The sequence below is a fragment of the Haloarcula argentinensis DSM 12282 genome, assembly GCA_000336895.1.
Lineage (GTDB): Archaea > Halobacteriota > Halobacteria > Halobacteriales > Haloarculaceae > Haloarcula > Haloarcula argentinensis.
The window spans coordinates 32,412-51,760 of sequence record AOLX01000024.1 but is presented as its reverse complement, the minus strand read 5'-3'; the positions used below and the strand labels follow the sequence as shown (position 1 = coordinate 51,760).

The 19,349-nt window shown below is 65.1% G+C and carries 22 protein-coding genes and 1 pseudogene; 13 read left to right on the top strand and 10 right to left on the bottom strand.

The window, feature by feature from the left end; all coding sequences use genetic code 11:
• The first annotated feature begins 32 nt into the window (after window positions 1–32).
• The 4 genes from C443_RS15195 (at window position 33) to C443_RS15180 (ending at window position 4,215) form a co-directional block, all read left to right on the top strand.
• The gene (locus C443_RS15195; RefSeq protein WP_005537453.1) at window positions 33–1,016 is read left to right on the top strand and encodes an AAA family ATPase; all 984 of its coding nucleotides are present in this window, start codon (window positions 33–35) and stop codon (window positions 1,014–1,016) included.
• 61 nt (window positions 1,017–1,077) lie between these two features.
• Entirely contained in the window at window positions 1,078–1,779 is a 702-nt protein-coding gene (locus C443_RS15190; RefSeq protein ID WP_005537452.1) for a DUF4129 domain-containing protein, read from the top strand.
• Complete coding sequence (locus C443_RS15185; RefSeq protein ID WP_005537451.1) at window positions 1,776–3,722, top strand: DUF58 domain-containing protein; 1,947 nt, start codon at window positions 1,776–1,778, stop codon at window positions 3,720–3,722. The genes C443_RS15190 and C443_RS15185 overlap by 4 nt, the downstream gene beginning before the upstream one ends.
• Entirely contained in the window at window positions 3,706–4,215 is a 510-nt protein-coding gene (locus C443_RS15180) for a DUF7519 family protein (protein WP_005537449.1), read from the top strand. Before C443_RS15185 ends, C443_RS15180 begins: the two co-directional genes overlap by 17 nt.
• A 13-nt stretch (window positions 4,216–4,228) precedes the next feature.
• On the opposite strand, the gene C443_RS15175 is transcribed toward C443_RS15180, so the two are convergent.
• Entirely contained in the window at window positions 4,229–4,615 is a 387-nt protein-coding gene (locus C443_RS15175) for a hypothetical protein (RefSeq protein ID WP_005537448.1), read from the bottom strand.
• Between the two features lie 86 nt (window positions 4,616–4,701).
• Here C443_RS15175 and C443_RS15170 point away from each other — a divergent pair, with 86 nt between their 5' ends.
• The 3 genes from C443_RS15170 (at window position 4,702) to C443_RS15160 (ending at window position 7,395) form a co-directional block, all read left to right on the top strand.
• A complete protein-coding gene (locus tag C443_RS15170; protein ID WP_005537447.1) occupies window positions 4,702–5,163 on the top strand; it encodes a DUF5518 domain-containing protein in 462 nt (153 codons plus the stop codon).
• 81 nt (window positions 5,164–5,244) lie between these two features.
• Window positions 5,245–6,327: a geranylgeranyl reductase family protein gene (locus tag C443_RS15165; protein ID WP_005537446.1), complete on the top strand. Its 1,083-nt coding sequence runs from the start codon at window positions 5,245–5,247 to the stop codon at window positions 6,325–6,327.
• A gap of 63 nt (window positions 6,328–6,390) precedes the next feature.
• Complete coding sequence (locus C443_RS15160) at window positions 6,391–7,395, top strand: AI-2E family transporter (protein WP_049944086.1); 1,005 nt, start codon at window positions 6,391–6,393, stop codon at window positions 7,393–7,395.
• A gap of 35 nt (window positions 7,396–7,430) precedes the next feature.
• Here the strand turns inward: C443_RS15160 and C443_RS15155 are convergent, their stop codons facing one another.
• Window positions 7,431–8,225 carry a sulfurtransferase gene (locus tag C443_RS15155; protein WP_005537444.1) on the bottom strand — a complete coding sequence of 265 codons (795 nt, stop codon included), beginning with the start codon at window positions 8,223–8,225 and terminating at the stop codon, window positions 7,431–7,433.
• A gap of 265 nt (window positions 8,226–8,490) precedes the next feature.
• Here C443_RS15155 and C443_RS15150 point away from each other — a divergent pair, with 265 nt between their 5' ends.
• From C443_RS15150 to C443_RS15140, 3 genes are all read left to right on the top strand, one after another.
• Window positions 8,491–9,354 carry a sulfurtransferase gene (locus C443_RS15150; protein ID WP_005537443.1) on the top strand — a complete coding sequence of 288 codons (864 nt, stop codon included), beginning with the start codon at window positions 8,491–8,493 and terminating at the stop codon, window positions 9,352–9,354.
• 226 nt (window positions 9,355–9,580) lie between these two features.
• Window positions 9,581–9,886, top strand: a complete 306-nt coding sequence (locus C443_RS15145) for a hypothetical protein (RefSeq protein ID WP_005537442.1) — start codon at window positions 9,581–9,583, stop codon at window positions 9,884–9,886.
• Between the two features lie 409 nt (window positions 9,887–10,295).
• Window positions 10,296–11,531: an MBL fold metallo-hydrolase gene (locus C443_RS15140; protein WP_005537441.1), complete on the top strand. Its 1,236-nt coding sequence runs from the start codon at window positions 10,296–10,298 to the stop codon at window positions 11,529–11,531.
• Between the two features lie 28 nt (window positions 11,532–11,559).
• Here C443_RS15140 and C443_RS15135 read toward each other — a convergent pair whose 3' ends face one another.
• On the bottom strand, window positions 11,560–11,739 hold the full coding sequence (locus C443_RS15135) for a ribbon-helix-helix protein, CopG family (RefSeq protein WP_005537440.1): 180 nt from the start codon (window positions 11,737–11,739) through the stop codon (window positions 11,560–11,562).
• A gap of 292 nt (window positions 11,740–12,031) precedes the next feature.
• Between C443_RS15135 and C443_RS15130 the strand changes: the two genes are divergently transcribed.
• Window positions 12,032–12,334, top strand: a complete 303-nt coding sequence (locus C443_RS15130; protein WP_005537438.1) for a cupin domain-containing protein — start codon at window positions 12,032–12,034, stop codon at window positions 12,332–12,334.
• Window positions 12,335–12,339: 5 nt separating this feature from the next.
• Here the strand turns inward: C443_RS15130 and C443_RS15125 are convergent, their stop codons facing one another.
• From C443_RS15125 to C443_RS15115, 3 genes are all read right to left on the bottom strand, one after another.
• Window positions 12,340–13,128: a hypothetical protein gene (locus C443_RS15125; protein WP_005537437.1), complete on the bottom strand. Its 789-nt coding sequence runs from the start codon at window positions 13,126–13,128 to the stop codon at window positions 12,340–12,342.
• 39 nt (window positions 13,129–13,167) lie between these two features.
• The gene (locus C443_RS15120; protein WP_005537436.1) at window positions 13,168–14,244 is read right to left on the bottom strand and encodes a CNNM domain-containing protein; all 1,077 of its coding nucleotides are present in this window, start codon (window positions 14,242–14,244) and stop codon (window positions 13,168–13,170) included.
• 83 nt (window positions 14,245–14,327) lie between these two features.
• Window positions 14,328–15,269 (bottom strand): oxidoreductase, encoded by a 942-nt coding sequence (locus C443_RS15115; protein ID WP_005537435.1) that lies wholly within the window; start codon window positions 15,267–15,269, stop codon window positions 14,328–14,330.
• Window positions 15,270–15,353: 84 nt separating this feature from the next.
• Between C443_RS15115 and C443_RS15110 the strand changes: the two genes are divergently transcribed.
• Window positions 15,354–15,608 (top strand): glutaredoxin family protein, encoded by a 255-nt coding sequence (locus C443_RS15110; RefSeq protein WP_005537434.1) that lies wholly within the window; start codon window positions 15,354–15,356, stop codon window positions 15,606–15,608.
• A gap of 188 nt (window positions 15,609–15,796) precedes the next feature.
• The gene (locus C443_RS15105) at window positions 15,797–16,093 is read left to right on the top strand and encodes a hypothetical protein (protein WP_005537433.1); all 297 of its coding nucleotides are present in this window, start codon (window positions 15,797–15,799) and stop codon (window positions 16,091–16,093) included.
• Window positions 16,094–16,171: 78 nt separating this feature from the next.
• Here C443_RS15105 and thiE read toward each other — a convergent pair whose 3' ends face one another.
• The 4 genes and pseudogenes from thiE to pstB form a co-directional block, all read right to left on the bottom strand.
• A complete protein-coding gene (gene thiE, locus C443_RS15100; protein ID WP_005537432.1) occupies window positions 16,172–16,807 on the bottom strand; it encodes a thiamine phosphate synthase in 636 nt (211 codons plus the stop codon).
• A gap of 41 nt (window positions 16,808–16,848) precedes the next feature.
• Window positions 16,849–17,910, bottom strand: a complete 1,062-nt coding sequence (locus C443_RS15095; RefSeq protein ID WP_005537431.1) for a phosphate uptake regulator PhoU — start codon at window positions 17,908–17,910, stop codon at window positions 16,849–16,851.
• Between the two features lie 2 nt (window positions 17,911–17,912).
• The gene (gene phoU, locus C443_RS15090) at window positions 17,913–18,590 is read right to left on the bottom strand and encodes a phosphate signaling complex protein PhoU (protein WP_005537430.1); all 678 of its coding nucleotides are present in this window, start codon (window positions 18,588–18,590) and stop codon (window positions 17,913–17,915) included.
• A gap of 3 nt (window positions 18,591–18,593) precedes the next feature.
• Window positions 18,594–19,322, bottom strand: a pseudogene (gene pstB / locus C443_RS15085) (phosphate ABC transporter ATP-binding protein PstB); the annotation flags it as partial.
• Window positions 19,323–19,349 lie beyond the last annotated feature (27 nt).

Below are 19,349 nucleotides of genomic sequence, written 5' to 3'. Positions count from 1 at the left end.
CTAATATGTCGGCGGTGCCAGCCGGGAGTACGATGAACGTTTCAGACGCCTGCGACGACTGTGACCGGATCCTGGATACGATTTCTGAGGGCGTCGTCGCCGAGCGGGAGTTCCTCGAAACCGTGTTGACCGCCGTCCTCGCCCGTGGTCACGTGCTCATCGAGGACGTACCGGGGACCGGCAAGACGCTGACCGCCCGGAGCTTCGCATCCGCGCTGGGGCTCTCTTTCTCGCGGGTGCAGTTCACGCCCGACCTACTACCGGCGGACGTGACCGGGACGCATGTCTACCGCGAAGGTGACGGCAAGTTCGAGTTCTCCGAGGGCCCGATCTTCGCTAATTTCGTGCTGGCCGACGAGATCAACCGCGCGCCGCCGAAGACCCAGGCCGCGCTGCTGGAGGCGATGGCGGAGGGCCAGGTGACCGTCGACGGCGACACCCACCCGCTGCCGGAGCCGTTCGTCGTCGTTGCGACCCAGAACCCCGTCGAGAGCGAGGGCGTGTTCCCCCTGCCGGAGGCCCAGCGCGACCGCTTCCTCGTCAAGACCAGCATCGGCTACCCCGAGGCCAGCGCCGAGAGGGGGTTGCTCCGCCAGCGGACCGAGCGAGAGTCCAAGGCACCTTCTGTCGACGATGTCCTCGACCCCGAGGGCGTGCGCCGCCTGCAATCCGTTCCCGAGCGAGTGACCGTCGACGACGATATCCTGAGCTACCTCATCGACATCGTCCACAGGACCCGCCGAGACGCCCGGACCGAGGTCGGCGTCTCCCCTCGCGGGAGCCAGCGCCTGCTCGAAGCCGCTCGGAGCCACGCGGTGATCGCCGGCCGGGAGTACGTGCGCCCGGTCGACGTACAGACCGTCGGTGCGCCGGTCCTGGCCCACCGACTGGTCCTGACGACCGATGCGACCGTGGACGGGACGACCGCCGACGATGTCGTCGCTGACGTGTTCGACAGCGTCGCAGTGCCGACGGTGTCGCCGGCTGCCCCCGAGACGCCGGCGGCCGGGGAGTGAGTCGGATGGTGGAAAGACAGTCGCACCGGCCCGCTGGAGCCGGCAACCGGGAGGCGTAACTGTGGCGCGGTTCGGCTCGCTGGCGCTGGCTGTTCTCGCCGTCGTCGCGCTGGCGATGGTCGCCGCGTCGCTCGACACCGTCTCGACAGCGCCGACGGTGACGACCGGAGAGTCGACAGGCGATTCGACGCCGCCCCCGCAAGGGCCGGGTGGCGGCGGACCCGGTACCCCGGAGGGGACCCAGTCGGCGACCCGTATTCCCGAGACTGAAACGGAGACTGCGGCCGCCTCGAACGCAAGTGACGGACCGCCGCGCTGGCAGGTCGTCGCCGGCCTCGCGCTCGTCGTGCTGGGCGGGCTGGTCGTCCTGTACGAACTGACTCGCGGCGAGGCGACCGAACCGGACTCCGACGACGAGGACCCGCCACCCACGCCGACGGCACCCGCGGCCGATTCCGTGTTGCTCACAGGGGATACGCCACCAGAAAACGACGTGTATCGGGCGTGGTCCGCACTCAGAACCCACGTCGAATCGGTCGGCGAGGCGTCCGGACTGTCGGCTGAGAAGCCCGTGACACCTGCCGACGTTCGGGAGGGGGCAATCGAGTCCGGCCTCCCACAGCAGCCGGTGACGGCGCTGACCGAACTGTTCTGTGCGGTCCGGTACGGCGACGCGGCCGCGACACCGGAGCGGGAGCGGCGGGCGCGAGCGGTCGTAACCACACTGTCGCTGGACACGCCTGTCCGGGGTGATGCATCGTGAGGCGGCGACGCATTCCGACTATCGTCGGCCTCCTGGCTATCAGTGCCGGCGTGCTCCTGCTGGCACTACCCGAACTGGGCGGTGGACTTCTGCCCCGCGTGGCCGCGACGCTGCTGACAGTCGGGGTCGGGGCCGCGGCGGTGGTGCTCGCGGCCAGAGAGCTGTTCGACAGCGACGACCCGGAGCTACGGCTTCCGACGCCCGAGTCCCGGCCCCAGTATCGGGTCCCCGGGGCGGCGTTCGCCGAGCGGCTCGACCGGATCAGCACTGTCGGTCGCCGCGCTGCCGACGACGCGGACGAGTGGGACGGGGCGCGGGAGCGAACGCCCAGGGAGCGGGTGTACGCGTCGCTCCACGAGCTTGGCGTCGATGTACTCGGACGGACCGACGGGGACACGCCGGGCGCGGCCGCCGACCGACTCGCGGGTGGTGAGTGGACTGCCGACGAGACGGCCGCCGCCTTCTTTGCCGACGGGCTCTGCCCGCCGCTGCCGCGTCGGGCGTCACTCCCTCTGGTTCGACCCGAGCTACCTATGGTCGAGCGGGCGCGCCACGCCGTCGCCGAGCTAGCCGAGCGACTATCAACCGACGCGCCCGACTCGGCCAGCCGGCTCGCTCCGGTCGAAACGATGGGTGACGGGGCGGCCCAGGGCGAGTACTGGCCTACCGCCGAACTCCCCCGAACCCGATCGACCGGACGGACCAGACGCGTCGCCGTCGCGGTTCTGCTTGCCAGCGCGGGCGGCGTCGTGATGGGCGTTCCCGGGGCGGTACTGACCGCCGCGTTCGGGATCGCACTCGCCGGGGCCGCCCGGATCTGGGAGCCGACGGCTGACATCGAACTCACTCGAACGCTCGAACCGCGGACGCCGACCCCCGGAGCGACCGTCGAAGTCACCGTGACGGTGCGGAACGTCGGCGAGACGACGATACCGGACCTCCGGCTGCTGGACGGGGTCCCCGCCGGACTCAGCGTCCGCTCGGGGTCGCCGCGGCTGACCACCGCGTTGCGGCCCGGCACCGAGCGGTCGTTCACCTACGCGCTGACGGCGGTCCCGGGCACCCACGCGTTCGAATCGCCGCTCGTGATTGCGGGCGATTTCGCCGGCGCACGCGAGACGGTCCGGACCGTCGCGGTGACGGACGGCCACGACAGCCTGGCGTGTGGCTTCGAGCGGCGCAGTGACGACGCCAGCTCGCCCCGAGAGCAGGCGACGCAGATGCCGGGGCAACAGAAGGCAGGAGTCACCGGGAGCGGCGTCGAGTTCGACTCGCTGCGTGCGTACCGCCCCGGCGACCCGGCGTCGAGGATCGACTGGCACCACCGTGCAAAGACCGGCGACCTAGCGACAGTCGAGTTTCAGGAACCGCGACAGCCGCGGGTCGCCGTGGTCGTCGACGCCCGCCGTGCGGCGTACGTCGCGGCGACACCCGGCAATGTCCCAGCGCCACGCCACGGCGCGTCGGCCGCCTACAGCGTCGCCGACCGATTGCTCGACGACGGGGTTCCAGTCGGTATCGGGACTGTCGGGGCGGGCGACTGCTGGCTGCCGGCGACGACCGGCGAGGCCCACCGCGAGGCCATCCGGACGCGTCTAGCCGGCGACGCCGCGGTTCCGTGGACGCCACCGGAGGAGTCGACGCAGATCCGCGAGGCCGTCGACGACCTGACGGCGCGGCTCGACCCCGACGTGCAGGTGGTCGTCGTCTCGCCGCTCTGTGACGACGACGGTGTCGATCTCGTCCGACAACTGGAGGGAGCCGGCCACGGTGTCTCGGTGGTCAGCCCGGACTGTACGGACCCGTCGACGGTCGCTGGGGCCTACGCGCATCTCGCCCGTGAAAACCGACTTTCCACGCTTCGGGGGCACGACATCCCGGTCCGGGACTGGGACCCGACGACGCCGCTCAGGGAGGTGCAAGCCCGTGGCGCGGCCGTCTGAGCGGGACCGACGGTTCGAACCAGGGCTGCCGCGGTTCAGCACCGGCGTCAGCGCGGTTTCGGTTCTGGCTGTTTTCGGATTCGTCGCGTCCGACCCTGTATCCCTGGCGTTCGCCGTCGTCGGCGGGCTAGCGGTTGGCGTCGGCCTGCTGCGTCGTATCGAGTTCGCGCTGACGGCTGGCGTCGGCGGCCTGTTCGTGGCCGTGCTACAGGCCGGTGCTGACGGGTCGCCGGAGTGGGTCCTGGGCGCGACGGTGCCGGTCGTGCTGGCCTGGGTGACCGCCAGACACGCGTTGCGGTTGGGTGCGCAGGTGGGCTCCGTGGCCTCGACGCTCCGGGTCGAACTCGTCCACACCGTCTCGGTCGTGGTACTCGTGACCGCGGGCGGGGGTATTGGCTATCTCGTCTACCGGTCTGTGACGGGGACGCCGTCGCCGCTGGCGCTGGGCCTACTGCTGCTCGCTGTCGTCGCGTTTACGCTTTCACTGCGGTGACGGTGGTAACCGATCACAGGATGGTGACGGCCGCGTACCCGAGGCCGGTCGTCACCGCCGTCGCAGCGGCCGCAAACAGGAGAATCTTCGCCGCTTTTCGCCGATCGGCGCGGACGGCCTCGCTCGCGACGACGCGCCCGCTGGAACCGCCGGACCCCGAGAGGTCGTAGCGGGCGAGCGCACCGAAGGCCACGCAGAATCGGAAATAGTCCTGAAACGCGCCGACGTACCCGCCGAAAACGAAGGGGATAGTCACCCACAGCGACAGGTCGGGGACCGCACCCACTGCAACAGCGAGGGCGACACCGATGGCGACCGCGAACGAAGCAATGGCCGACAGTCGGCGGGCGCGGCGTTGGTTCGCTCCGATGTTACACACCCCGGGCTGATACTCTGCCATAGCCGATAACAGGGGCTACACCGACAAATACGCCCTGCTTGGACCGGTGGCGCAACGGACGCTGCCGGCAGTTTGTATCATCAGGGATGCAATTTTTCATTTCGGCGGTCAAACATCCGGCTGTGCCCCTCCAGTTCAAGCTATCGAAGACATGGAAGTGCGCCCTCATCGGCGGCCTTGTCCCCGCAGCGTTCACGCTCGTAGACGTGTTGCGGTCGGCATCGGATATCACATTTCAGGGGCTCTTCCTCGGCGGCGTCATCGCAGGATATCTGGTCAAACGCCACGGCGGGACAGGGACTGCCGCCGGAGTCAGAGTCGGACTCATCGGCGGTATTCCAGCGCTCTGGTCGCTGAAAGAGCTGATGGTCGCTATCCCGACGATTCCGAACCCGCTGTGGTTCCGGGTCGTCGGTGTCGGCATGGCACTGGTAGTGGGCGTACTACTGCTGGTGGTCCCGATGGTGGTCGGTGGCCTGGCCGGCCGCTTCGGCGGCTGGCTGGCCGAGCGACAGGGCCATCCACGGGTCCCCACGGCGGGTAGCTGACCCGGCGGTCGTCCCGAAAACAGGGACAACAGTCCGTCTGAATCGAGAAGCTATTTGGTTCGTGACACCGAGAGAACGTGTATGCACGATGTTGTGGTGGTCGGTGCGGGTCCGGCTGGGTCCCGGTACGCGCGCCAGGCGGCGAGTCGGGGGCTCGACGTGGTGGTGTTCGAACAGGGGGAGATCGGCAAACCGCTGGCCTGCTCGGGCCACGTGAGCACAGATATCTGGGAGTTCACCGAGGACGCCCGCGACGAACTGTTCCAGAACGAGATCTCTGGTGCGCGGTTCCATACCGGCGGTCCCGGTAGCCAGGACCACCCCTTCTACAAGGACGAGGTCATCTCGAACGTCATCGACCGCGTCGGTCTGGACAAGCACCTCGCGGAAGTGGCCCGCGACGCCGGTGCCGACATTCGTGAGGAACACTCCGTCGTCGGCGTCACTGAGAACAGGGACGGCGTCACCGTCGAAGTCCGCGGCGACGACGGCGTCGAGACACACCGAGCGAAGATGGTTGCCGGCTGTGACGGCCCGAAAAGCCGCGTCCGGCGGGAACTCCACCTCCCGGAGCCCGACGAACTGCTGCATGGCGTCCTCGGGTTCAGCGACGAGGTCGACCACAGCGATTTTGTCGACGTACACCTCACTGTCCCGCGCTTCTTCGCCTGGCGCATTCCGCGGGGCGAGGCTGGCGTCGAGTACGGGCTGGCGGTGCCGCCGGGCGACGACGCCCGCGGCCGTTTCGAGGAGTTCGTCGACGGCTATGGCGTCGAAACCGACCACCGCTGTTCGGGACTCATCCCAATCGGCCCGCCGAAGCGAGTCACCGGCCGGCGGTCGTTCCTCGTCGGCGACGCCGCGGCCCAGACCAAGCCCTTCACCGGCGGCGGCATCCGCTACGGCATGACCGCTGCCGACCACGCGGCCCGGGAAATCGACCCCGAGGACCCGGCGACGCTGGGCGAGTACGAGCGGGCGTGGCGCGACGACCTCCGACAGGAGATCCGCCTTGGCCACGCGGTGCGGGCCGGCTACTCCGCGCCGGAACCGATACAGAAGGCCGGGATGAAAGCCTTCGAGGGCGAGATCGGCGTCCATATGGACCGGCCGACGACGCTGTTCTCCCGGGAGCAGTTAGCAGCGCTGTTCTCCCGGTCCTGACGACGTGTTACCGAACTATCGTGTGCAGGTAACGTTTTTACCGACCGCTGGAAAAGGGCGGGCGTGGTAACACGCCGACGAACCTACGTCCTCGCGGGCTTGCTCGTCCTCACCGGCTGTCTGACGACGGTCCTACTCGCGCGAGTGCTCTCGACGATCTTCTTTGCAATCACGGTCGCATACGTACTCTTCCCTGTCTCGGAGTGGCTCGGAAGCCACGGGCTCAACAAGCGGCTGTCAGCGGCGGTGACGACGGGTATTGCCTTTGTCAGCGGCACGCTCATCGTCGTTCCGCTCGGAGCCGTACTGTATCTGCGTCGCCGTGACCTGTTTACCTTCTTCCAGAAGCTTCCGCCGACAGTGACCATCGAGTTCGGTGAATTCGCTGTCCCAATCGAGATCGACCCCACGCTGATAGCTGCCCGGGAGACGCTCACGGCCGTTGCGGTCGACCTCGCCGCCGAATCGCCCGTGCTGGCGCTGAAGGCTGTCCTGTTTGCCATTCTCGTCTACGCGATGCTCTGGCAGCCACAGGCGCCAAAAAAGGCCGTCTATCGGACGATCCCGGCGTCGTATCACGAGGTTATCAACCGGCTCCACCAGCGGCTTCGGGGGACGTTGTACGCGATTTATGTTCTTCAGGCGGCGACAGCGTTCGGGACCTTCGTCGTAGCGTGGGTCGTGTTCTGGCTGCTGGGCTATCAGGGAGCGTTCGCGCTGGCGGTAGTCGCCGGCATCCTGCAGTTCGTTCCCGTCGTCGGCCCCAGCGTCGTCGTCCTTACCATCGCTGTCGCGGATGTCATCAACGGCAACATCACCGGGGCGATACTGGTGACCGTGTTCGGCCTCGTCTTCATTGGTTTCCTCCCCGACGCGGTCATCAGGCCGAAACTGGCCCGCTACACGACCGGCCTCCCGGCCAGTCTCTACTTCGTCGGGTTCACCGGCGGGGTGTTGACCCTGGGCGTCATCGGCTTCATCGCCGGGCCGGTCGTCATCGCGCTACTGGTCGAACTGTCGTCGCTGCTGACGAGCGAGCGACAGGGGGACCAGCAGAAACTGAGCTGATAGGGACAGTGTGAGACTGCAGTCGAGACACCGGCTCAGGTTGTCTCCAGCGGCCGCCCCTGTGCCTCCCATTCGGTGAGGCTCCCCTCGTAGAAATCCACCTGCTCGAAGCCGAGATGCCGCAAGACGACGTAGGTGTGGCTGATCCGACGGGCGGTGTTACAGTAGAGGACGACGCGTTTGTCGGGGACGATGCCCGCACGTTCAAGAACGGATCGTGCTTCGTCTTGCGGAAGCAGTCCCCGCGTCTCGTCGTCGACGAGGTCCCGCCAGTCCAGCAGGACTGCACCGGGAATGTGGCCTGCGTCGTACTCCTCGTCCTCGCGGGTATCGACCAGCACCGCGTCAGGATCGTCCGCGGCATCAGCGACCGCGTCCGGGCCGACCAGCGGCGTCGAGTCGGGTCGCGTCACCTCGTAGTTGGTCGGCTCGACGGTCGGCGTCTCGCTCGTCGTCTCCCGTTCGAGTTGCCAACTGGAGAAGTCGCCGTCGAGGAGATGTAGCCGGTCGGGGTCGTGGCCGAACAGTTCCGCGGTGACCAGAAACCGTGCGGCGAAGACGCCGTGGTGGTCGTCGTACGCGACGATATCGCTTTCCGGCGTAATGCTGGCCTCGGAAAGCAACTCCGCCCAGTCGTCTTCGTCGGGGAGCATCCCCTCACCGGCATCGGACTCCGCGCTGTGTTCGTCCGCCCGGAACGAATCGAAGGGTACGTTCACCGCGCTCGGGAGGTGTCCGAGGCCGTCGTACTCCCAAGCGTCTCGCACGTCGACCACCCGAAGGTCGTCGCCCCGACTCGACACCCACTCCGCAGAGACGAAATCAGTCATCGTCCACGCGTAACCGCTCCGTCCGCTTGAAAACTCCCATCACGGCCGGTCGAAGGTGCATGCAAATACTGCCGTTTCTTCGGAGAGAAGGTCTGGTTTATATACCCAGACATGGAAAGCCATGGCCCCTGTCCACTGGGCGGCAGAAGTATTGATTTTCTATCTGCACCAGTGGGGGCAATATATGCCGGCACAGTGGATGAGTGGCTGAACATGCCGAAAGTCGTAGTAATATATGTCTGGTAGACTTACGCTTCGATGCATTATGACTGACTACGCTAACGACGTGCTCGTCTCGGCCGACTGGGTCAGCGAGCATCTGGATGAGTTCCAGAGCGACGACCCCGCCCACCGACTGGTAGAGGTGGACGTCGACACGGAACTGTACGACGAGAGCCACGCGCCCGGCGCAATCGGCTTCAACTGGGAGACGCAGCTCCAGGACCAGACCACCCGTGACATCCTCGACAAGAATGACTTCGAGGATCTGCTCGGATCACACGGCATCAGCGAGGACTCGACGGTCGTCCTCTACGGTGACAACTCCAACTGGTTCGCCGCCTACACATATTGGCAGTTCAAGTACTACGGCCACGACGACGTGAAGCTCCTCGACGGCGGCCGCGAGTACTGGGTCGAGAACGACTACGAACTCACCGACGAAGAGCCCGAGTTCTCCGCGGTCGACTACGAAGCCTCCGGCCCGCGCGAGTCCATCCGCGCCTACCGAGAGGACGTCGAGAACGCCATCGAGCGCGAACTGCCGCTCGTCGACGTTCGCTCGCCCGAGGAATACTCCGGCGAGATCCTCGCACCCCCTGGACTCCAGGAGACCGCGCAGCGCGGCGGCCACATCCCCGGCGCACAGAACATCTCCTGGGCGGCCGTCACCAACGACGACGGGACGTTCAAGGACTACGACGAACTCGAAGAACTCTACGCCGAGTACGGTATCGACGGCGACTCCACGACGGTCGCGTACTGCCGCATCGGCGAGCGCTCCTCTGTCGCCTGGTTCGCCCTGCACGAACTGCTGGGCTACGACGACACCATCAACTACGACGGCTCCTGGACCGAATGGGGCAATCTGGTTGGTGCGCCTATTGAGAAGGGCGAGGCCGACGACTGAGCGTAGCGAAAAGTCGGCCTCGTAGCGAAGCGGGGAGCCCGTAGGGCGACCCGTGAAGCAGAGCGAAGCTGAGTAAGCGACGGCGAAAAATCGGAGACCTACTTTCGAATTTTTGTGGCGCTGTTCGGTGAGTGACAACGCCCGTAGCTGAGACAGTGACATGTTCCGAACGGCTCTCTTTCAGTCGGAAAAGACAGTAGTGTTCCCAACCGTACATTCAAGTCAGATGCGGGTCCTACACCCGGGTGTGGACCGAACGGAACTCGAACGGGAACTCCGCGACGCCTTCGACACCGACCCGGATATCGTCACGGTCGTCGCCAGACAGGCGCGGGACCTCTCGGAGTCGGACCAGTTCGTGACCGACTTTGGAGCGGAACTGACCGTTGAAGATATCGTCGACAACCTCGCGGACGCGCCCGAGGACTATCAACTCGCCGAGCGGTGGAACTGGTGGCTGGGTGCGCTTGACCTCTCACACGGCGGCTACGCGCGGTTCAGCGTGCGACAGGACATCGACAAGACATCCTGACCTGCCGCTGTCGGTCTTTCTGTGTGCGAAAAACGGCGCGACGCCAGTCAGTGTACGCTAAGCCCGTGTGCCTCTCGTGCGTGTTCGAGGAGTTCCTCCGTCGTGTCGAACTCCTCACCGCAACTGCACGTGTGGTACGTCGTCGGGGGTTGCTGGCGTGTCGCCATGACAGGTGGATAATGAGCCCCGAGTATAATAATTGTTTATGCTAGCGTGATAACACTGCTCAATCGATGTGTTATCTGTACACAATACCGTAGCCCAAAGCAACGCCCTGATGATTCATAGCCACTGAACGTCCAGATATCGTCGTGTTCTGGTTCAAATGTATTCTGTCTGTCCAGCGGTTGGCGACACGGTGCAGTGAGAACCGACGAACGGAAACGGGCGCGACGCGTCCATCCCGATAATGGATGTGCAGTTTCTCGGCGGGGCGGGTGAGATCGGTCGGAGCGCCGTTCTCATCGACGAGTCGCTGCTGCTGGATTTCGGGATGTTGACCGACTCGCCGCCACAGTTTCCGGTGCGGACGCCGTCGCCGGACGCCGTCGTCGTCTCGCACGGCCACCTCGACCACGTCGGGACCATCCCGGCGCTGGTGTCGGGCGACGCGCGGCCGCCGATTCACTGGACGCCGCCGACGTACGAACTGGCGATGACGCTTGCGCGGGACACGCTCAAACTCCATGGGGGGACGGTCAACTGTCCCTTTACCGAGACGAACGTCAAGCGAGTTTCGCAGGTGTCAGAAACCCATGGCTACCGCGAGTCCTTCGAAGCCGCCGGCTACGAGGTCACCTTCTACAACGCCGGCCACATTCCGGGAAGCGCGCACATCCTCGTCGACGACGGCGACACTCGACTGCTGTACACGGGCGATTTCCACACCGACGACCAGCGCCTCGTGGCTGGGACGACGGCCCGTCCGGACGCGGATGCGATTATCTGTGAGAGCACCTACGCCGATGTCGACCACGAACCCCGGGACACGGTCGAGAAGCGGTTCATCGAAAGCGTCGAAACGACCCTCTGGGAGGGCGGAACCGTCGTCGTGCCCGCCTTCGCCATCGGGCGAACGCAGGAGATGCTGCTCGTCTGTGAAGCACACGATCTCCCGTGTTACGTCGACGGAATGGGGAAGCAGGTGACCGAGATGCTCAGACAGTACCCCGAGTTCGTTCGAGACGCGGATGCGCTCCGGCGGGCGAAGTCCCACGCGCGGTTCGTCACAGGCAAGGACGGCCAGCGCAAGCGTATCACCGACCAGAAGGCGGCAATCGTCACCACGAGCGGGATGCTCTCGGGCGGCCCGGCGATGACGTACATCCCTGAAATCCGCGGCAATCCGATGAACAAGATCACGATGACCGGATATCAGGTCGAAGGAACGCCGGGTCGGGACCTGCTAGAGACGGGCAGTGCCGAGATCGACGGCCGGATTATGCCGGTCAGCGCACGGGTCGAGCAGTACGACTTTTCGGCACACGCCGACCGGGATGGGCTGTTGGCGTTCCTCGATAGCTACCGCGACACGCCAGTACTCGTGAACCACGGCGACCGCTGCGAAGCGTTTGCAACTACGCTTCGCGAGGACGGCTACGACGCAACAGCGCCCGAGTTAGGCGCGACCGTGGCCCTCCAGTAGGCAGTCACACAGGCGACCGCGGCCCCGCTCAGTCACGCTCGTCCGCGTCTTCGGTGGCACGCTGTTTCAGCCACTCGTCGAGCAGGTCGCGGATCGCGGCATCCCGGTTGTCGCGGTGGTCGGCGAACGCCTTGTCGTCGATCGCGTCGAGCAACTCCTCGTCCAGTTCGACCTCGATCGATTCGAGGTCCAGAAACGCTTCGTCCATTGATTACAGGGAGTTAAACGGCCAGAGAAATATATCCTCGTCAGACAGCCGTCGGTCAGTCGCGTGACAGCGGTCACAAAGGCGAGCAACTCCAGAAGAGTATCAGGAAACCGCCGTGCTTTGATTACGACTCGTGGCGTATCCACAGTGATGGGTTCGCTACAGTCTCTGATCGGTCCCCACCGGCTCGACGCACTCGGCGCGTGGATGGTAACGGGAATTCTCATCGGTGAGTGAGTCCACGTTGTCCTGTTCCCGAAAGCGACTCGACCGTATAGACGGACCGAAACGTATGGACCAGGCGCATCTCGGTTTCGACCGCTACTTCGAGGTCGTCATGGAGACTGCGGAGGCACAGGCCGCGGAGATGACTGTCGAGCCCGGCCAGTCCGTCGGCGGGCCGGAGAACTACCACGCTGACAGCGACCAGTGGCTGTTCGTGGTCAGCGGCACCGGCACCGTCACTGTCGACAGTGACACCCAGCGGGTCGATGCCGGCGACCTCGTCCGAATCGAGGCTGGCGAACGCCACGGCATCGAAAACGACGGTGACGGGCCGCTAGAGACAGTCAACTTCTACACGCCGCCGCGATAGCCGTCTCAGGTCACGGTCCCGTTGCTCGGGGTGGACAGTTCGTAGCAGGTGCTGCTCCGAACCACGAACGCCACGTCCGACGCAGCAAGCGTGCGAGCCGCATCGCCGGTGACGGTGGACGCCTCGCCCGACTGGAGGGTTGTATCGAGCGAGTCGGCTTGGGCGTCGTCGAGCGACAGCGGTTCGAGCGTAACACACCGCTCGCCGTCCGTCGCTTCGAGCACGTACGTGACCTCAACTGGCTTGTCACCGTGGACGTCTAGCGAGAACACGTAGTACGACCCGTTGTAGGCGTACACCGAGCTGTTCGGGTCGAAGCCGCCCACATCGGAGTCGTAGGTGTGTTCTCCCACTGCAATCGCGTCGATGGCTGCGCGCCGATTACTGTCTGAGAGATCGGCCACGCGGACCGTCGACTCGTTGCCGGGGTCGTCAACTTCCGTCACGCTGTACTTGTTGATGTACCCACCTGACCCGGTCGTTCGCTCTACCACTGCGTAGGTCTCGCCGTCGAACGCGACGCAGCCGAACTCGTGAAACACGTCCGCCCACTCGTGGTCCGTTACGTCTGCCGAGGCGTCGCGGGTAGCAGCGTCGAGTTCTGTCGTCGTCTCGGAAAAGATGCCGACAGTCGCTGTGTGTGGAACTGCCGTGGCGTCGACAGGTGACAATACTACTGGGCCTGGCGTCGCTGTCGCCGTGGCTTCTTCCATCGAGGAGTCGTCGCCGAGTCGGGAACAGCCGGTAACGAGTGTACAGGCGACGGTTCCGAGGATGGTCCGGCGGGAGGGCATAGTCGTCGGTTGCCGGCCGACCGGTAAATGTTTTCAGCGTCAGGCGATGCCGGCCTCGGCGTCCATCGGGTCCTGGATGTCGCCGACGACCTCTTCGAGCAGGTCCGTGACCGTCACCAGCCCGACGACCTCGCCGTCTTCAAGGACGAGTGCGAGTTCCTGGCGCTCGGCCTGAAACTGGTCGATGGCGTCGCTGACGGTCGTGTCCGGCGACATCGTCATTGGTGGCGAGGCGACGGCTTCGAGGTCGATGCGGTCAAGCAGGCCGCCGTCGCCGGCCTGTTCCTCGCGCTCGTCGACGAGCGCGGGGATGTAGACGATGCCAAGAAAATCTTCGAGAGTTTCGCCGACGAGCGGATAGCGGGTGTGGGGCGTCTCGGCAATCCGCTCGGCGTTGGTCGCGTCGTCGTCGGTAGGCGACAGCGAAACGATGTCTTCCCGGGGGACCATCACCTCGCTGACTTCGCGGTCCCCGACGCGGAACGCGGAGAGGACTTCCTCGCGGCGCTCGTCGGACACGTCGCCGCGGTCGAGGACGGAGCCGAGTTCGTTGCGCAGTTCCGCGCGGGACTCGATGGTATCGACTTCGGTTTCGAGCCACGCGCCGGACATCTCGACGCCGAACAGTCCCAGCGTCCACTTGGCGACCCCGTCACCGACGGCGATAATCGGGGAGATGAGCATGGCGAAGTAGTACAGCGGCGTCGCGCCGTACCGACAGACGAACTTCGCGCGCTCGACGCCGAGATACGTCGGTGTCTGCTCGCCGTGGGTGAGGTGGACGAGGTTGATGAGGAGGAACGCAATAGCGCCGCCGAGACCGACGCCGGCCAAGACCGACGACTCGAAGTACGGCTCGAAGATGGCCGCGAGCGCTGGCTCGGCGATGATACCGACGGCGATACTGGAGGCGGTGATGCCGACCTGACAACTGGTGAGATAGATCTCCAGATCGTCAGTCATCTCCCAGGCGCGACGGAGGCCAGGTTCGTCGAACTCGGACTCGGTGTACTGTCTGGCTCTCGTCAGCGCGAACTCGATGGCGACGAAGAAGCCGTTCGCGAGGATCAGGGCGAGTCCTGCAAGCAGCCTGACCGCGATTTCGACTGGTTGCATGTGCCGGCGGGATTCACGGTCCGGCGGGGAAAAAGTGGGGATTGCCGGTCCCGCTCGTGTCTCGGCAGCGTCGGTGACCGGTTTCAGGCGTTCACAAAGTCGTACTCGACGCCGGTGAGGTCAGTCGAGACTTCCCAGAGCCGCTCGGCGGTCTCCTCGTCACGCGAGGCGTCGTTGGACTGCTGGAACTCGGGCGAGCCACGCATGTCGAACAGTCCGCCGGGCCCGACGTACTCCCCGCCGATGACATTCTCGGCGGTGGCGGCGTACAGCATCGGCAGCGCGCCCTGTTCGGCGGACTGGGCGAGCACGGCGTTGGCAACGCCCATGGCCGCGGTTCGCAGCGTCGACCCCATCTCCCGCGGCCCGCGGAACTGGAGGTCGGTGTCGGCGTAGCCGGGATGACAGGCGACGCTTAGCACGTCGTCCCAGCCGTGGTTGCCAAGCCGGCGCTGCAGTTCGTAGGCAAAGAGCAGATTGGCGAGCTTGCTCTGGCCATACGCCGACCACTTCCCATAGGAGCGCTCGCGCTGGAGGTCGTCGAAGCCGATCTCGCCCATCTCGTGTGCACCGCTGGACTGCGTGACGATTCGGGATTCGCCATCGGCGGCCCCGAGCAGGTCCAGCAGGTGCCCGGTCAGGGCGAAGTGGCCCAGATGGTTGACGCCGAACTGCGTCTCGAAGCCGTTGACCGTCTCGCTCCGGGGAATCGCCATGACGCCGGCGTTGTTACAGAGAATGTCGACGGCGTCGTAGTCGTCCCGGAGGGCGTCGGCGAACGACGCGATGTTCGACAGGTCGGCCAGATCACACTCCCGGACATCGAGCGTCGCGTTCGGAACGGCCTCGCGGATCTCTGCGGCGGCCGACTCACCGCGTTCGACGCTGCGGCAGGCCATCACCACCGTTGCGCCCCTGCGAGCGAACGCTTTCGAGCCTTCGAGTCCCAGCCCGCTGTTTGCGCCTGTCACGACCACAGTTCGGCCCCTCAGCGGGGGCATGTCTTCGATAGTCCAGCCTGTCATTGGCACAGGTACGGGCGCGAGACACTGAAACCCATCGCCGGCGGGAGAGTGAGAGTCTTATGCCGTCGCCCCCTGTTCCCAGTGATGAGCGACGTGTCGATCACCGTCTACACGCGCGAGAACTGCCATCTCTGTGAGGAAGCCATCGAGACAATCGAGCGAGTCGCCGACGACGAGGGAGTCACCATCGCGCTGGACCTCGTCGACGTCGACGAAGACCCTGACCTCCGCGAGGAGTACGGCGAGCGCGTCCCGTACGTCCTCGTCGACGAGTCGCCGGCGTTCAAATACCACGTCGACGAGCGACAGTTGCGCGAGAAACTGCAACAGTCGGCGTAGCCGGAGGGCGTCGTAATCAGCGGGCTATGGGCATCGAGTGAACAGTCGGTAGCCTCCCGCTGCGAGTGTCACACAGCGGGTCAGACACTCACTGACAGTGAAGCAGAATCGCTCACTACTGAGACCAGCTCGGGTCTCTCAACCATGTGCCAGTGAGCTTATGATTCCTCGGTGGTAATGTGTCGGCGATGCCCTCCAGTATTAGTGAGACGATCTTCAGCGAACCGTCCGGACGCCCCATTTCACTCGTCCACGCCGCCGGCACGCTCACTTTCGCCGGTCTATATATCTATGGCCGGGTTGTCGGTGGGTCCTCCGGTGGTTGGCTGCTCGTCATGGTACTCGGGACCGGAATAGCCGGCATCGCCGAAGCACTGCCGGAGCGGCGGCGGCAAACGGCTGGTGTCCTTCGCTCCGTCGCGATTCTTGTGCTCCTCTGTCTCGTCGTTGTGTCCGTCGTTGCACCCGACTTCATCGTGGGCTGACTGCTGTACTGTCTCGGGAGTCGTCTCGTTGCCCTCCCACAGGTACGTTGGAATGCAAGTCATCGACGGCTGCCGGTGCTACTGACTGCGTTCGACTGCGTGTTGCAATGCTTCAGCCGCCGCCGCCGGGTCGTCAGCCCGCGTAATTGCTGTGATAACAGCCACACCGTCGGCTCCGGCTTCGACGACTTCGGCGGCGTTCTCGGCCGTGATGCCACCGATGCCGACAAAGGGGATGTCTACTGCCTCGGCGATAGCAGCGACGCGGTCGGTGCCGACGGCGTACTCGTCGTCGTCGATATCGTCTTTCGAACCAGTGGCAAACACCGCGCCGACACCAAGGTAGTCCGCACCGGCCGCCGCCGCTTCCCGGGCGTCTTCGACAGTCGAGACCGAGCGCCCGATGAGTGCGTCGTCACCCAGAAGCTCCCGCGCGACGGGAACTGGAAGGTCGTCGTCGCCGAGGTGGACCCCGTCGGCGTCGAGTGCCTGGGCGATGTCCACGCGGTCGTTAACGACGAACGTGACGCCGGCCTCGCGGGTCAGTTCCCGCAGTTCCAGACCGAGTTCGTAGCGTTCGCGTGCGGTCCGATCCTTTTCGCGAAGCTGGACGACGCCGACGCCGCCGTCGATCGCCTCCGCGACGATTTCGTCGGTTGTCCGATCCGCCGAGAGCGACGCCTGCGTGACGAGGTACACGTCCCAGTCGACCATAGCGGGTCTCGGAACCGATGGCCCTTGTGTGCTGTGCGTCGTCAGGACTCCGTTTCGGCTGTCGAACTCGGCGTGTTTGCCTCGTCAGTGTCGGCTTTGTCAGCCGTGAGCGCGCCGTCGCGGACGGCCATCCGAAGCCCGAACTCGGCGATGTTACCGCCGTGTTCCGCCGTTCTGGCGAGGCTATCGAGAGCGCGCGTGAGCCGGTAGTCAGCGTCACCGGCCTCGAACAGTTGTCGGTCGAGGCTGGTTATCCGTTCTCGGACATCCCGGCGCGTGGCCAGTGTCTGTCGGGCGGTGTCGACGCAGGCGTCACCGATGATGACGCTGACTGCGTCTTCGACGATGGTGTGGATATCCTGTGCAATGTCAGCGAGGGCCGTGACAATGGGTCCGTCGGGCTGGCCGTTGAGTTGGTCGGCGACCGTTCCGATGCGCTCTGCGTGATCGGCCACGCGTTCGAGATCGTTCGCAGTCCCCCAGAGAGTGAACAGTTTCGGGCGCGTCAGGCCGAGTGCGTCGATCTCGTCGAGGCGACCCAGACTCCGCTCGAAATAGCGGTCGATCATGGCGTACAGACGGTCGGCCTGGTCGTCCCGGTCGGCCCAGCGATCGCCGGTCGTCCCGGTCGTGAGCGCAGCCATCGCGTCCCGGTGCATCGACAGCGCGACGAACTGGAGCTGGCGGACCGACTGTCTGACCGACACCTCTCTGGCGTCGAGCAGCGTCTGGACCATCACCTGTGATTCAGTCTCCTCGGCGACAGTCACGCCGGTCAAGTTTCGAGTGACGCGTTCGATCGCCCGGTGTTGTTTGTCAGTGAAGCTGTCGGGAGCTTCGAGGACGACGGACTCGACACCGGCGGCGTAAGCGGCCCGAAGCAGCTGTTCTATCTCCGCCGGGTCGTCGTTTCCGGCTTCCAGTGTGACGTGGTTCCGCGGTGCGGTCCGGGACTCCGGGGTCTGAATCACCAGCAGCCCGTCGATGTGTGTGTGGAGGTTCACCGTCGTCCCGGCCGTACAGTTCTCCGATTCGGCCCACTCTTTCGGTAGCGAAACGGTGTATGTGCCGCCGCCGACGGTCTGTATCTTTCGTGTTTCCATGGTTAATAGATGAGTTCCGAATCAGTTTCGACCATGTACAGCGTGCGTGCCGCAACGTTGACAGCGTGGTCGCCCACGCGTTCGAGGTCTTGAACCGTCAGCAGGAGCCGGGACACGTCATCAAGTAGCTGCTCGACCGCCCAGCCGTCATCCGTGTCAGCCTCTCGTTCAATGAGGCCCCGAGCGACGGTTTCGCTAGCCCGCTGGCAGAGCGCGTCGAGCGCGTCGTCGTCAGCCGCGATAGCGCGGCATTCCTTGACATCCTCACGCCGGTAGGCGTCGATACTGCGCTCGACCATCTCGATGGCTTCGCGGCCGATAGTATCGACATCGACATCCGGGGCGAGTCGACGGTCGGCCGACAGGGCGTACTCGGCGAGGTTCGTCGCGAGGTCCGCGACGCGTTCGAGGTCGGTGATGATTTTGAACGAGGCCGCGACAAATCGGAGGTCGGTCGCGACTGGCTGCTGGAGGGCAAAGAGGTCGATACAGTCGGCTTCGAGGGCCAGATACAGCTCGTTTATCTCGTCGTCGCCGTCGATGACAGACTGCGCCATCTCCCGGTCGACGGTCCGGAGCGCAGTGAGCGCGGCCTCAAGTCGTTCGACGACGAGGTCGCCCATCTCGACCACGTGCTCCCGGAGTTCGTCCAGCAGTTGCTGGTACGACTCTCGTGACATGGGTTACCCGAACTTGCCGGTGATGTAGTCCTCGACGCGCTGGCTCTCGGGGTTCTCGAAGATCTTGTCCGTATCGTCGTACTCGACGAGTTCGCCGCCAGTGAGGAACACGGCAGTCTGGTCTGAGATGCGGGCAGCCTGCTGCATATTGTGGGTGACGATGACGACGGTGTAGTCCTTCGACAGTTCCTCGACGAGGTCCTCGATCTTCGAGGTGGCGATGGGGTCAAGCGCCGACGCTGGCTCGTCCATCAGGATGACTTCGGGATCGACCGCCAGACAGCGGGCGATACAGAGCCGCTGTTGTTGCCCGCCCGAGAGGCCGAGTGCGTTGTCATCGAGACGGTCGCTGACCTCGTCCCACAGGGCGGCCTGTTTCAGCGAGCGCTCGACGAGTTCGCCCTCCTGCTCCGTGTCGTCGCGGCCGAACAGGCGCGCGAGCAGGCCCTTGTTGATGTCGCCGTGCTTGCGGGGGCCATATGAGATGTTCTCTCGGATGGATTTCGGGAACGGGTTCGGCGACTGGAACACCATCCCGATACGTTTACGCAGTTCGACGAGGTTGGCGTTGGGGTCGTAGATTTCGGTGCCCTCCATCTCGACCGAGCCGTCGATGCGGGCGGCTTTGATGCGGTCGTTCATGCGGTTCAGACACCGCAGATACGTCGACTTGCCACATCCGGACGGGCCGATGAGCGCCGTGACGCTGTTTTCCGGAATCTCCATCGAGACTGTCTCTTATACACATCTCTGATGGCG